This is a genomic window from Micromonospora sp. NPDC002296 (assembly GCF_040296145.1).
GTDB lineage: Bacteria > Actinomycetota > Actinomycetes > Mycobacteriales > Micromonosporaceae > Micromonospora.
This window is the reverse complement of sequence record NZ_JBEOWQ010000013.1, coordinates 1-13,600: the sequence shown is the minus strand read 5'-3', so window position 1 is coordinate 13,600 and position 13,600 is coordinate 1. Positions and strand designations below refer to the sequence as shown.

General features: G+C 73.6%; 9 protein-coding genes and 1 pseudogene. 6 read left to right on the top strand and 4 right to left on the bottom strand.

Annotation, left to right across the window (positions count from 1 at the left end):
• Positions 1-2 precede the first annotated feature (2 nt).
• From ftsL to mraZ, 3 genes and pseudogenes are all read right to left on the bottom strand, one after another.
• Positions 3-605, bottom strand: coding sequence for a cell division protein FtsL (ftsL, locus tag ABT023_RS13140; RefSeq protein WP_350884890.1), 603 nt, complete (start codon positions 603-605; stop codon positions 3-5).
• Positions 602-1,701: pseudogene (gene rsmH / locus ABT023_RS13135) on the bottom strand (16S rRNA (cytosine(1402)-N(4))-methyltransferase RsmH). Before rsmH ends, ftsL begins: the two are co-directional and overlap by 4 nt.
• A gap of 205 nt (positions 1,702-1,906) precedes the next feature.
• Positions 1,907-2,338, bottom strand: coding sequence for a division/cell wall cluster transcriptional repressor MraZ (mraZ, locus tag ABT023_RS13130; RefSeq protein ID WP_350884887.1), 432 nt, complete (start codon positions 2,336-2,338; stop codon positions 1,907-1,909).
• Positions 2,339-2,693: 355 nt separating this feature from the next.
• On the opposite strand from mraZ, the gene ABT023_RS13125 reads away from it, so the two are divergent.
• The 3 genes from ABT023_RS13125 to ABT023_RS13115 are packed head-to-tail and all read left to right on the top strand — an operon-like array spanning position 2,694 to position 5,333.
• Positions 2,694-3,941 (top strand): MurT ligase domain-containing protein, encoded by a 1,248-nt coding sequence (locus ABT023_RS13125; RefSeq protein WP_350885135.1) that lies wholly within the window; start codon positions 2,694-2,696, stop codon positions 3,939-3,941.
• Positions 3,931-4,650 (top strand): type 1 glutamine amidotransferase, encoded by a 720-nt coding sequence (locus ABT023_RS13120; protein WP_350884884.1) that lies wholly within the window; start codon positions 3,931-3,933, stop codon positions 4,648-4,650. The genes ABT023_RS13125 and ABT023_RS13120 overlap by 11 nt, the downstream gene beginning before the upstream one ends.
• On the top strand, positions 4,647-5,333 hold the full coding sequence (locus ABT023_RS13115; protein WP_350884881.1) for a TVP38/TMEM64 family protein: 687 nt from the start codon (positions 4,647-4,649) through the stop codon (positions 5,331-5,333). The genes ABT023_RS13120 and ABT023_RS13115 overlap by 4 nt, the downstream gene beginning before the upstream one ends.
• Positions 5,334-5,542: 209 nt before the next feature.
• Here ABT023_RS13115 and leuS read toward each other — a convergent pair whose 3' ends face one another.
• The gene (gene leuS, locus ABT023_RS13110) at positions 5,543-8,380 is read right to left on the bottom strand and encodes a leucine--tRNA ligase (protein WP_350884878.1); all 2,838 of its coding nucleotides are present in this window, start codon (positions 8,378-8,380) and stop codon (positions 5,543-5,545) included.
• Positions 8,381-8,941: 561 nt separating this feature from the next.
• On the opposite strand from leuS, the gene ABT023_RS13105 reads away from it, so the two are divergent.
• From ABT023_RS13105 to ABT023_RS13095, 3 genes are all read left to right on the top strand, one after another.
• Positions 8,942-9,997, top strand: coding sequence for an AAA family ATPase (locus tag ABT023_RS13105; RefSeq protein ID WP_350884875.1), 1,056 nt, complete (start codon positions 8,942-8,944; stop codon positions 9,995-9,997).
• Positions 9,998-9,999: 2 nt separating this feature from the next.
• Entirely contained in the window at positions 10,000-11,298 is a 1,299-nt protein-coding gene (locus ABT023_RS13100; protein ID WP_350884872.1) for a DUF58 domain-containing protein, read from the top strand.
• Between the two features lie 118 nt (positions 11,299-11,416).
• The coding region (locus tag ABT023_RS13095; RefSeq protein WP_350884869.1) for a transglutaminase TgpA family protein at positions 11,417-13,600 on the top strand (2,184 nt) is incomplete at its 3' end.

The window sequence follows — 13,600 nt, the reverse complement described above, 5'->3', positions numbered from 1 at the left end:
GGTCAGCCTCCCGCGCCCTGCTGGCTGGTGACCGAGGGCTGGCCGTTGGCCGGCTGCGGCACGCCGATGATCCGGCCGTCCGGCAGTCGGATGTACGCCGGCTCCTCGGCCTCGACCATGCCCAGCCGCTTGGCGGTGGCGGTGAGGTTGCCGGGGGCCTTCGCGTCGGCGATCTTCTTCTCCAGCTGCTGCTGGTCCACGTCGAGCTTGGCCTGCTGCTGCTGGAGCCGCTCCAGCCGGAAGGAATTCTCGTTGATCTTGGTGTTGACCAGCAGGATGCCGAGCACCCCGCCGACGACCAGCACCAGGATCAGCGCGACGAAGGGTGCCCGCGGCACCGACACCGGCGGCGGCGGAGCGACCCTCAGCCGCGGCGACGGGGTCGCCGCCGGGCTGGTCCGCTCGGCCGGGCGCAGCGCGGCGCTGCCGTTGGTCGGGAACTCGCGCGCCCCCCGGGCGCGAGTCTCCCCCTGCCGGTCGAACCGGCCGGCCCCCGCCGCCGGAACCCCGGTCCGTGTGGTCCGCTGCGCCGCGGTCCGGCCCCCCGACCGCGGTGCGCGCTGCCCAACGCCGGTGTCCCGGCCGTCGCGCTTGTCAACGTTCATCTTCCCTCCCCCTCTTCGTCCGTCCCTGCCCCTCGCCCGGCGCCGGCTGCGGATCCGCCGATCCCGCCGATCCCGGTTGGTGCATCGCCCTGACCCGCCGGCGGTACCGTTCGCGGTCGGCCCGCCCCTGCTGCTCCGCCTCCGGGTCGATCCGTTCCGCGGCCCGCAGGCGCACCGAGGCGGCGCGCGGGTTCGCGGCGACCTCCTCCTCCCCGGGCAGCTCCGCGCCCCGGCTGAGCAGCCGGAACGTCGGGGCCGAACCGGGAAGTTCGACCGGGAGGTCGACCGGGCCCTTGCTGCGGACCCGGTCGGCGAGGGCCGCCTTGGTGAGCCTGTCCTCCAGCGAGTGGTAGGACAGGACCACCATGCGACCACCCACGGTGAGCGTGTCGAGAGCAGTTGGCAGCGCCGTCTCCAGCGCTGCCAACTCCTTGTTTACCTCGATCCGTAAAGCCTGAAACGTTCTCTTGGCCGGGTGTCCGCCCGTCCGTCGGGCTGCTGCCGGGATGCTCTCCCTGACCAGTTCCGCCAGCCGCGCCGACGAGGTGATCCGGGCCCGCTCGCGCTCCCGGAGGATCGCCGAGGCGACCCGCACGGCGAACTTCTCCTCGCCGTACACCCGCAGCACCCGGGCCAGGTCCGGGTGGGGATAGCTGTTGACCACCTCCTCGGCGGTCACCCCCCGGGTCTGGTCCATCCGCATGTCCAGCGGGGCGTCCTGCGCGTAGGCGAACCCGCGGTCGGGCGCGTCCAGCTGGAGCGAGGAGACGCCCAGGTCGAACAGGATGCCGTCGATCGCCGGGTAGCCGAGCCGGCCCAGCACCTCGGGCAGCTCGTCGTAGACGGCGTGCTCCAGGTGGACCCGGTCGGCGAACCTGGCCAGCCGGACCCGCGCGTGGGCGAGGGCCTCGGTGTCCCGGTCCAGCCCGATCAGCACCGTGCGCGGATGCCGTTCCAGCACCGCCTCGGCGTGACCGCCCAGACCCAGCGTGGCGTCGACGTGGATCGTGCGGTCGCCCCTGTCCAGCGCGGGGGCCAGCAACTCGAGACACCGCTCGAGCAGCACAGGCACGTGCGTGCCGCGAAGCTCCCCCATGTCGACCCCCACTTTGGTTGAACCGTCCGTTCTCTCCGCGCCTGCCGTCGCCACGACGCCTCCGTCGTACCGCCAGATCCCCATCCGCTCCCGCCCGCCGGAGGCCGCGGCCCTCCGATGAGATCGTGCGCCTGGCACCGGGGAAGGGGTGCCAGGAACTCGAAAGCGGCTGGAGATCTCGCAGTACGTCGGGCGCCGTCACGCCCTACAGACCGCCCGGCAGCACCCCCTCCTCGATGTCGGCGAAGTCGTCCTCGCTCTCGGAGAGGTAGGCCTCCCAGGCCGCCTTGTCCCAGACCTCCACCCGCGTGCTCGCCCCGATCACCACCAGGTCCCGGTCGAGCCCGGCGTACCCCCGCAGGTGGGGCGGGATGGTTACCCGCCCCTGCTTGTCCGGGACCTCGTCGTGCGCGCCGGCGAAGAAGACCCGGCTGTACGCCCGGGCCGCCTTGTGCGTCATGGGTTGCGCGCGCAACTGGTCGGCGATGCGCTGGAACTCGGGCATCGGGAAGACGTAGAGACAGCGATCCTGCCCTTTGGTGATCACGACACCCCCCGCCAGCTCATCCCGGAACTTCGCCGGAAGGATCAACCGGCCCTTGTCGTCCAGGCGCGGAGTGTGGGTGCCGAGAAACACCGGCCCGACCCCCTCGCCCATTCAGCGGCGTTCGCGGCGCCGCTTTCCCCCCGGGCCGGTGGGCCCTACCGACCTCACCATTGGCCCCACTCTACTCCACTTCCCTCCACCTGCAACCAGAATCGCCCGCACGGCGCGGCGTTTCTGACCGCGAAACCGCACGTCAGAGGGGGTGGAGCGGAGTGGAGGGCCGAAGCGCCCCTGCCCGGGCGTCCACTACCCGACATAGATCGACTCCATCCGGTCGAGCGCGCGCTGACCGTCCGCCGGACGCCCCCGGCCGAACGGTTCGCCGTCGGCGGCGATCTGGCGGGGCCGGCGGTCCGGTAACCTCGCTCGCGTGACGGACGCGAAGATGCCCCTGCGGGCGAAGGTGGCCAGCTCGGTGTCGCGGACCGCCGCGGCGCTGTCGAGAGCCGCGGGTCGTGGTGACGGTTCGGTGATCGGCGGGTGGATCGGCCTGAAGATCGACCCGGACCTGCTCGCCCACCTGTCTGCCGGACGTGCCATCGCGCTCGTCTCCGGCACCAACGGCAAGACGACCACCACCCGGCTGGCCGCCGCGGCGGTCGGCGTCCTGGGCCGGGTGGCCACCAACTCCTTCGGCGCCAACATGCCCACCGGCCACACCTCGGCGCTGGCCAAGGCCGGCAGCACCCCGTACGCGGTGCTGGAGGTCGACGAGCACTACCTGGCCCAGGTCCTGGAGGCCACCGAGCCGCACGTGGTGGCGCTGCTCAACCTCTCCCGGGACCAGCTCGACCGGGCCAAGGAGGTCGCCATGATGGCGCAGCTCTGGCGGGCGGCGCTGATCAACCACCCGGACGTGCGGGTGGTGGCGAACGCCGACGATCCGATGGTGGTGTGGGCCGCCACCCCGCCCGGCGACCCGGCCCGCGGCATCCGGCCGCCGCACGTCACCTGGTTCAGCGCCGGCCAGCGCTGGCACGACGACTCGTGGGTCTGCCCCGAATGCGGCCACACCATCCAGCGCTCCGGCGAGCAGTGGTGGTGCAGCGGCTGCCCGCTGCGTCGCCCCGGCCCGCAGTGGACGGTGGAGGACGACGGCGTGCTCGACCCCACCGGGGCCTGGCACAAGGTGACCCTCCAGCTCCCCGGCAAGGTCAACGTGGGCAACGCGGCGACCGCCCTGGCCGTCGCCGCCGAGTTCGGCGTGCGCCCGGTCGACGCGGTCTCCCGGCTGGGCTCCGTCACCTCGGTCGCCGGCCGCTACGCCCAGGTCGACCGGGACGGGCGCAACATCCGGTTGCTGCTGGCGAAGAACCCGGCGAGCTGGCTGGAGGCGTTCGAGATGGCCGACGTGGCCCCGACGCTGCTGTCCATCAACGCCCGGGACCCCGACGGGATGGACACCTCCTGGCTGTTCGACGTCGACTTCGCCCCGCTGCGCGGCCGGCAGGTGCTGATCACCGGCGACCGGGCGTACGACCTGGCGGTCCGCCTCGACGTCAACGGGGTGCCGTTCCAGCACGTCCGGGCGTTCGCCGAGGCGGTCCGGGCCGTGCCACCCGGCCGCCTGGAGGTCATCGCCAACTACACCGCCTTCCAGGACATCCGAGCGGAGCTGGACCGTGTCAACTGAGAGCCTGCGTATCGTCTGGATCTACCCCGACCTGCTGTCCACCTACGGCGACCGGGGCAACATGCTGATCCTGGCCCGCCGGGCGCAGCAGCGCGGGATGCCGGTGGAGGTGCTGGAGGTCCGCTCCGACCAGCGGCTGCCCGCCACCGCCGACATCTACCTCATCGGCGGCGGCGAGGACGGCCCGCAGGCGCTCGGCGCGCAGCGGCTGCGGGCCGACGGCGGCCTGCACCGGGCCGCCGCCCAGGGGTCGGTGGTGTTCGGCGTCTGCGCCGGCTACCAGCTCCTCGGCACCTCGTTCTTCGCCAAGGGCGTCCAGTGCACCGGGCTGGAGCTGCTCGACCTCTCCTCCGACCGGGGCCCGAGCCGCGCCGTCGGCGAGCTGGCCGGCGACATCGACCCCCGGCTCGGCGTGCCGGCGCTCACCGGCTTCGAGAACCACGGCGGCCGGACCCACCTCGGCCCGGGGGTGTCCCCGCTGGCCCGGGTGACCGCCGGGGTCGGCAACGACGGCGCCACCGAGGGCGCGTGGCGGGGCAAGTTGCTCGGCACGTACTCGCACGGCCCCGCCCTGGCCCGCAACCCCGCCCTGGCCGACCTGCTGCTGCGCTGGGCGACCGGCGCGCACCAGCTCCCGCCGCTGGACGACACCTGGGCCGACCGGCTCCGCGCCGAGCGCCGCGCCGCCGTGGCCGCCGCCCGGGCATGATCCAGGCGGCCCGGCGGCTGCTCCGGCAGCCGTCGGCCGTCCGGTTCGCGCTGCTGCTGCTCCTGCTCGCCACCTTCGGGGCGGCCCTGCTCGTCGTCCCCCTGCCCGAGGCGGAGGAGTTCCCCCGGCTCGCCGACCGGCTGGGCGCCCTCGCCCCCGTGGCGGCGATCCTCGGCGGGGCGCTGCTGCTGGTCGCGCTGGTCCCCCGGACCTTCATCACGCTCGCCTCGGGGGCGATCTTCGGCGCGCTGGAGGGCGCCGCGTACGCGCTGGGCGCCGCGCTGCTCGCGGCGGCGCTGGGCTTCACGGTCGGCCGCCTCCTCGGGCGGGAGTTCGTCGCCGACCAGGTACGCGGCCGGCTGGCCCGCCTCGACGGCTGGTTCGCCCGGCAGAGCGTCCTCGGTGTGATCACCGTACGGCTGTTGCCGATCGCCGGGTTCGGGCTGGTCAGCTACGGCTACGGCACCACCGGCGCCCGGATGCTGCCGTTCCTGACCGGCAGTGTCCTCGCCTCCGCCCCCACCGCGTTCGGCTACGCGGCGCTCGGCGCGACGGCCACCTCACCGGGCGACGTCAACTGGTACGCCGCCGCCCCCGCCGGCCTCGGCCTGATCGCCGGCGCGGTGCTGATCCACCGCTGGTGGCGCGCCGAACGCGGGCGGCGGGTGAAGACCGCAGAATGACCACAGCGACCGTCGGCGCATGCCCCGGCGGTCTACTCGCTCGCACAAGCGCCGGCAGCCCCACACCCCCGTCCCCGCCGATCTTGCGGTTGCGGCCCCGACATACCGGCCAGAACGGACGGAACAAGGGCCGCAACCGCAAGATCGCGGAGACACGGGGCGGGGCGGGAGACGCGGGGTGGGGCGGGAGACGCGGGGTGGGGGCGGGGTCAGGCGACGACGGAGACCATGCGGCCCTTGATGACGATGACCTTGCGGGGGGGCTTGCCGGCCAGCGCGGACGCCACCGCCTCCAGGGCCGCCGACCGCACGTCGTCCTCGGACGCGTCGGCGGTGACCTCGATCCGGCCGCGGACCTTGCCGTTGATCTGCACCGGGTACGTCACCGTCTCGGCGACCAGCAGCGCCGGGTCGGCGACCGGGAAGTCCGCGTACGCCAGCGAGGCGTCGTGGCCCAGCCGGCGCCACAGCTCCTCGGCGACGTGCGGGGCGAACGGGGCGAGCATCAGCACCAGCGGCTCGGCCGCCTCGCGGGGGGTCGCCGGCAGCCGGGTCAGCGCGTTGGTCAGCTCGATCAGCTTGGCGATCGCGGTGTTGAACCGGATCCCCTCCATGTCGCCGCGTACCCCGTCGACCACCTTGTGCAGCAGCCGCCGGGTGGCCTCGTCGGCCGGGGCGTCGGTGATCCGCAGCTCGCCGGTCTGCTCGTCGACGACCGCCCGCCAGACCCGCTGCAGGAACCGGTACGACCCGACGACCGCCCGGGTCTCCCAGGGGCGGGACACCTCCAGCGGGCCCATCGACATCTCGTACACCCGGAAGGTGTCCGCGCCGTACGCGGCGCACATGTCGTCGGGGGTGACCACGTTCTTCAGCGACTTGCCCATCTTGCCGTACTCGCGGCGCACCTCCTCCTCGCCCAGGAACCAGGCGCCGTCGCGCTCGACGACCTCCTCGGCCTGCACGTAGGAGCCCCGGGGATCGACGTACGCGTACGCCTGGATCATGCCCTGGTTGAACAGCTTGCGGTACGGCTCGAACGACGAGACGTGGCCCAGGTCGTACAGCACCTTGTGCCAGAAGCGCGCGTACAGCAGGTGCAGCACGGCGTGCTCGGCGCCGCCGACGTACAGGTCGGTGCCCCCGCAGTCGCCCTCGGCGCGCGGGCCCATCCAGTACCGCTCGTTCTCGGCGTCGACGAACCGGTCGGCGTTGTGCGGGTCCAGGTAGCGCAGCTCGTACCAGCAGGAGCCGGCCCACTGCGGCATCACGTTGGTCTCCCGGGTGTACCGCTTCGGCCCGTCGCCCAGGTCCAGCTCCACCTCGACCCAGTCGCGCCGGCGCGACAGCGGGGTCTCCGGGTTGCTGGCGGCGTCGTCGGGGGCGAACGTCTTCGGGGAGAAGTCGTCCACCTCGGGCAGCTCGACCGGCAGCATCTCCTCCGGCAGCGCGATGGCCGCCCCGGTCTCGTCGTACACGATGGGGAACGGCTCGCCCCAGTAGCGCTGCCGGGAGAACAGCCAGTCGCGCAGCCGGTAGGTGACCGCGCCGACGCCGTGCCCGTTCGCCTCCAGCCAGGCGATGATCGCCGCCTTGGCGTCGGCGACCCCCAGGCCGTTCAGGTCCAGGCCACGCTCGGGAGCGGCGCTGTTGACCGCGGGGCCGTCCCCGGTGTACGCCTTGCCGTCGAAGCCGTCGGCCGGCTGCACGGTGCGCACGATCGGCAGGTCGAAGACCTCGGCGAACGCCCAGTCCCGCTCGTCCTGCGCGGGCACCGCCATGATCGCGCCGGTGCCGTAGCCGGCCAGCACGTAGTCGGCGATGAAGATCGGGACCTGCCCGCCGGTGACCGGGTTGGTGGCGTACGCGCCGACGAAGACGCCGGTCTTCTCCTTCGTGTCGGACTGCCGCTCCACGTCCGTCTTGGCCGCCGCCGCCTTCCGGTACGCCTCGACGGCCGCCCGGGGGCCGGTGTGCCCGCCGGTCCAGGCGTCCTTCGTGCCCGCCGGCCAGGCCGCCGGCACCAGCGCGTCGACCAGTTCGTGCTCGGGGGCCAGCACCATGTAGGTGGCCCCGAAGACGGTGTCGGGTCGGGTCGTGAACACCCGGACCGGGCTCTGGCCGGTCGGGAAGTCGATGTGCGCCCCTTGCGACCGGCCGATCCAGTTGCGCTGCATCATTTTGATCGGCTCGGGCCAGTCCAGCGTGTCCAGGTCGTCCAGCAGCCGGTCGCCGTACGCGGTGATCCGCATCTTCCACTGCTTCAGGTTCCGCTTGAACACCGGGAAGTTGCCCCGGTCCGAGCGGCCGTCGGCGGTGACCTCCTCGTTGGCCAGCACGGTGCCCAGCCCCGGGCACCAGTTCACCGGCGCCTCCGAGACGTACGCCAGCCGGCGGTCGTCGACGATCCTCCGCCGCTCGGCGACGGTCAGCTCCGCCCAGGGGCGGCCGTCCGGGGTGGGCCGGGTGCCGCCGGCGAACTCGGCGATCAGCTCGGCGACCGGGCGGGCCTTCCCCGCGTCCTGGTCGTACCAGGAGTTGAAGACCTGCAGGAAGATCCACTGGGTCCAGCGGTAGAAGTCGGTGTCGATGGTGGCCACCGAGCGGCGGTCGTCGTGGGCCATCCCCAGCCGACGCAACTGCTCCTTGTACCGGGCGATGTTCGCCACGGTGGTGGTGCGCGGGTGGGTGCCGGTCTGCACCGCGTACTGCTCGGCGGGCAGCCCGAACGCGTCGAAGCCCATCGCGTGCAGCACGTTGCGCCCGGCCATCCGCTGATAGCGGGCGAAACAGTCGGTGCCGATGTACCCCAGCGGGTGCCCGACGTGCAGGCCCGCCCCCGACGGGTACGGGAACATGTCCAGCACGTACAGCTTCTCCGCGCCGGCCCGCGGGTGGTCGGGGTCGGCCAGCGGGCCGGTCGGGTTCGGGGCGTGGAACGTGCCCTCCCGCTCCCAGGTGTCCTGCCAGCGCCGCTCGATCTCGTCGGCCAGGGCCGCGGTGTACCGGTACGGGGGGATGTCGCCCGCCGGTGCTGCCTCACTCATGGTGTCTCCTCGCTTCGCTCGTCGCCGCCGGCCACGCCTCGGCCGGGCTGGGTGCTGACCTCGCTCGGCGCGGTCATGTCGTCATGGGGAGTGCTCCGCCCGCCCGCCGCGCGGCGGCGGGGACCCGTGCCGCCCGTCGCCGGAGCGGGCCCGACCGGCGGAGGGCACAAAAAAGCCCCTCGCGCAGGAGGGGCCGCCGTGCTGTCGCGCGTCAGCGCATCAGCACGGCCCGGTAAGAAGCAGGAAGACTCCGGCCATGTCGGGGAGTGTACCCCGCGGGCCGGGCTCACGCGTCGACCGCCTCAGGGCGGCGGAGCGCCGGCACGGCCCCTCCACCGACGGCACGGACTCCGCTGCCCCGTGCGACTCCCCCGTCCGGCGAATATTCGGGGCGTAACCGGGCGAGTTCCTGCGGGAATCGGCGATGACGACAAACATGGTTAGCCTGAGGGGCCTGTGAGATTTCTGCGGCAGACGAGAAGATTTGTTTCCGCTGCGAACCTGACGGCGGGTCCAGGTGCTCTGTACAGAGCTGCCGTTCCGGCGACGAGGAGGAGGCCCGTGACACAACAGACCTGGGACGAGGTGGGCGGTCTGCTGCCGCACGACGAGTTCCGCACCGCCAGCGAGGCCATCGTGACCAACATCGAGCAGGTCATCGAGGGCAAGACCGCCACGATCCGGCTCGCCCTCGCCGTCCTGCTCGCTGAGGGCCACCTCCTCATCGAGGACGTCCCAGGCGTCGGCAAGACCAAGCTGGCGAAGGCCCTCGCCCGGTCGATCGACTGCTCCGTGCGCCGCATCCAGTTCACGCCGGACCTGCTGCCCAGCGACGTCACCGGGGTGAGCGTCTACAACCAGGAGACCCACGACTTCGAGTTCCGGCCCGGGGCGGTCTTCGCCAACCTGGTCGTCGGCGACGAGATCAACCGCGCGTCGCCGAAGACCCAGTCCGCGCTGCTGGAGTGCATGGAGGAGCGGCAGGTCACCGTCGACGGGGTCACCTACCAGTTGCAGACCCCGTTCATGGTGATCGCCACCCAGAACCCGATCGAGATGGAGGGGACGTACCCGCTGCCCGAGGCGCAGCGGGACCGGTTCACCGCCCGGATCGCCATGGGATACCCGGACCCCGCGGCCGAGCTGGCCATGTTGGACGGTCACGGCGCGGCCGACCCGCTCCAGGAGCTGGGAGCCGTCTCCGACGCCGACACGGTCCGCCGGCTGATCGCCACGGTCCGCGAGGTGCACGTCGCCGACGCGGTGAAGCAGTACGCGGTCGACCTGGTCACCGCCACCCGGGAGGCTCCCGACCTGCGACTGGGCGCGTCCCCCCGGGCCACTCTCCAGCTCCTGCGCACCGCCCGGGCCGTCGCCGCCCTGGAGGGCCGCGACTATGTCCTGCCCGACGACCTCCAGGCGCTCGCGGTGCCGGTGCTCGCCCACCGGATCATCCCGACCGCCGACGCCCAGCTCGCCCGGCGCACCACCGACGCGATCGTGTCCGAGCTGGTGCACCGGCTCCCGCTGCCGCACGACCGCCAGCGCTCCCCGTACGACAACCGGCCCACCGGCGAGGGCAACGGCCGAGCCCCGTACGAGCCCCGGAGGCGGTGAGCGTGCGCGAAGGGCTCCGGGGCCTGACCACCCGCGGCCGTTCCTTCCTGGCCGCCGCGCTGGCCGCGGGCCTCTCCGCCGCCATCCTCGGCGAGAAGGACCTGCTGCGGGTGGCGGTGCTGCTGGCCGCGCTGCCGCTGCTCGCCGCCGCGTACGTCGGGCGCAGCCGGTACAAGCTGGCCGGCAACCGGTCCCTGGAGCCGCACCGGGTGCCGGTCGGGGCCAGCTCCCGGGTGGTGCTGCGGTTGCAGAACATGTCCCGGCTGCCCACCGGCACCCTGCTGCTGGAGGACCGGCTGCCGTACGCGCTGGGCAGCCGGCCCCGGGTGGTGCTGGAGCGGCTCGGCGCGCACCAGGCCAGCTCGGTGGCGTACACCGTCCGCGCGGACGTGCGCGGCCGGTACGGGCTGGGCCCCCTGGTGGTCCGGTTGACCGACCCGTTCGGGCTGTGCGAGCTGAGCCGGGCCTTTCCCGGCACCGACCACCTCACGGTGATCCCGCAGGTCACCGCCCTGCCCTCGGTCCGGCTCCCCGGCGAGTACGCGGGCAGCGGCGACAGCCGGGCACGCTCGGTGGCGGTGCACGGCGAGGACGACGCGGCGACCCGGGAGTACCGGGTGGGCGACGACCTGCGCCGGGTGCACTGGAAGTCGACCGCCCGCACCGGGGAGCTCATGGTCCGCCGCGAGGAGCAGCCCTGGGAGAGCCGGGCCACCGTCGTCCTGGACACCCGGGGGTACGGCCACCGCGGCGACGGGCCGACGGCGAGCTTCGAGTGGACCGTCTCCGCGGCGGCCAGCATCGCCGTGCACCTGCGCCAGGCCGGGTACAAGCTGCGTCTGGTCACCGGCGGCGGCGCGGACGTCGACGCGACCGAGGGCGCCGGGGACGGGGTGCTCCTCGACCACCTCGCCGAGGTTCGGCTCGACGGGCGCGGCGAGATCACCACGCTGGTGCAGCGGGTCCGGCAGCGCGCCGACGGCGGCCTGATCATCGCGCTGTTCGGCTCGCTGAGCACCGCCGAGGCCGAGCTGCTCGCCGGGCTGCGCGGCAACGGCGCCACCTGTGTCGGCTTCCTGCTGAACAGTTCCACCTGGCTGAACCTGCCGGCCCGGGCCCGGGCCGAGGCCGACCACGCGCACGGCGCCGCCGCGCTCGCCCTGGTGCGGAGCGGATGGCGGGTGATCGGGGTCGACCACGGGGCCCGACTGCCCGCGCTCTGGCCGCAGGCCGGCCGGGGCTCGCAGGGGTTCGCCCTGCGGGCGGCGCTGGCCGAGACGGTCGCGGGCGGCGTGAAGTGACGCCCGAGCCGGGGCGGCGGACCGACGCTCCGGCCCGAGCGTGAGGTGACGCTCCCCGGGTGGGAGCACGCGAGGGGCCCGGCACCCCGGGCATGACACACACCGGAAGGGTGGTCCCGTGACCGCGACCCGCAACCTCGGCTTCGTGGCCGCCGGCGCGACCCTGCTCTCGGCGGCTCCGCTGTCGGCCATCTTCGAACGCTGGACCTGGCTCATCCAGGCCGCCATCGCGGTCGCGGTGGTGGCCGGCGTGGCGGCGTTGACCCGGCTGCTCCGGGCGCCGCTGTGGGGGCAGGTCCTGGGCATGCTCGCCGGGCTGGTGCTCGCCCTGACCTGGCTCTTCCCCAGCGGCGGGGAGCTGGTGGCGTTCCTGCCCACCCCGGCCACCTTCGCCCACTTCGGCGAGTTGGTCGGGGCGTCCGCGCAGGACATGCGCTCGTACGGGGTCAAGGTGCCCGACACCGACCCGCTGCTGTTCATCAGCGTGCTCGGCATCGGCGGGGTGGCGATGGTGGTGGACGTGCTCGCCGTCGGGCTGCGCCGCCCGGCGCTGGCCGGCCTGCCGATGCTCGCCATCTACTCGGTGCCGGTCGCGGTGTACGTCGACAGCGTCCCCGCCGTGCCGTTCGTGGTCGGCGCCGCCGGCTACCTCTGGCTGTTGGTCGCCGACAACGTCGACCGGGTGCGCCGGTTCGGCCGCCGGTTCACCGGCGACGGCCGGGACGTCGACGTGTGGGAGTCGTCCCCGCTGGCCGCCGCCGGCCGCCGGCTGGCCGTGGTGGGGGTCGCCCTGGCGGTGGTGCTGCCGCTGGCCGTGCCGGGGATGACCGGCGGGCTGCTCGACACCCTCGGCTCCGGGACGGGCAACGGCACCGGACGCGCCGGCCAGGGCGGCAGCCCGGGCAAGGTCGACCTGTTCGCCAAGCTGAGCGGCGAGCTCAACCAGTCCGAGGTTGTCGACATGGTGAAGGTGACCACCAACGAGCCGAGCCCGTTCTACCTGCGCTTCGGCGTCGCGGACAAGCTCCGGACGGACGGCTTCCGCGAGAGTGACCCGAACGGCCGGCCGGTGAACCGGGGGCTGCCCTCCCCGGCCCGGACCGGGGAGGGCGTCGAGCAGCAGGAGTACCGGGCCACCGTCGAGGTGACGAAGAACTTCCCCATGCCCCTGCTGCCGGTCTACGGCGAGCCGGTGCGGACCGAGGAACTGGGCGGCAACTGGCTGTACGACCCGGCCCTGCAGCTGATCTACTCCAACCGGGACAACGCCCGCGACAAGCGCTACTCGTTCGACTACGTCCGGTCGACGTACAGCCCGGCGGCGCTGCGTCGCGCCCCCTCGCTGCCGGCCGACCACCCCGTCCGGGTCCAGCAGACCGAGACCCCGCCGGTGCCGCAGGTGGACGCCCTGGTCTCCGACCTCGTCCGGGGTGAGCGCACCGACTACGACAAGGTTCGGGCGATCTACGACTACTTCTCCTCGGACAACGGCTTCACCTACAGCCTGACCACCAAGGGCGGCACCACTGGGCAGGACATCGTCGACTTCCTCAACAACAAGGCCGGCTTCTGCCAGCAGTACGCGGCGGCGATGGCGTGGCTGGTCCGCGCGGCCGGGATCCCGGCCCGGGTGGCGTTCGGCTTCACCAACGGCGCCGGCCGCACCACCGGCGAGGGGTACGTACTGACCAACCGGAACCTGCACGCCTGGACGGAGGTCTACTTCGACGGGATGGGCTGGGTGCCCTTCGACGCCACCCCGGCGTACGGGGTGCAGGGCTCGGCCCGCTCGGCGTGGGCCCCGGACACCGACGCCCCGGAGTCCGTCACCCCCGAATCCGGCGCGCCGAGCGTCCCGGGCGAGGACGGTTCCTCCCCGGAGGCAGCCGGCCCGGACGCCGCCGACCGGGACACCGACGCCGGGCTGGCCGTCGGGGCCGACGATCCCACCCGGCAGGCCCCGGTCTGGCTCTGGTGGACGGCGGGCCTGCTCGCCCTGCTCGCCCTGCTCGCGGTGCCGGCACTGCGCCGGTCGGTGCTGCGCCGACGCCGGGGCACCCGGGTCGCGGTGGCCCCGAAGGCGACCATGGTGGACGCCGGCACCGACCCGGACGGCATCGAGCGCACGATCGTGGTCGGGGTGGACCCCGCGCGGGCCCGGGCGGACGCGCACGCGGCCTGGGACGAGCTGCTCGACACCCTGGTCGACTACCGGGTCCGGGTGGACCGGACGGAGACCCCGCGGGCGACGGCCGAGCGCCTGGCCACCGACGCGCTGACCGAGGACGCCTCCGCCGCCGCG

Excerpts from the sequence above, each read along its gene's own strand:
- ftsL (WP_350884890.1), bottom strand. The coding sequence starts at position 605 with ATGAACGTTGACAAGCGCGACGGCCGGGACACCGGCGTTGGGCAGCGC.
- ABT023_RS13125 (WP_350885135.1), top strand. The coding sequence starts at position 2,694 with ATGCCCCTGCGGGCGAAGGTGGCCAGCTCGGTGTCGCGGACCGCCGCG.
- ABT023_RS13115 (WP_350884881.1), top strand. The coding sequence starts at position 4,647 with ATGATCCAGGCGGCCCGGCGGCTGCTCCGGCAGCCGTCGGCCGTCCGG.
- leuS (WP_350884878.1), bottom strand. The coding sequence starts at position 8,380 with ATGAGTGAGGCAGCACCGGCGGGCGACATCCCCCCGTACCGGTACACC.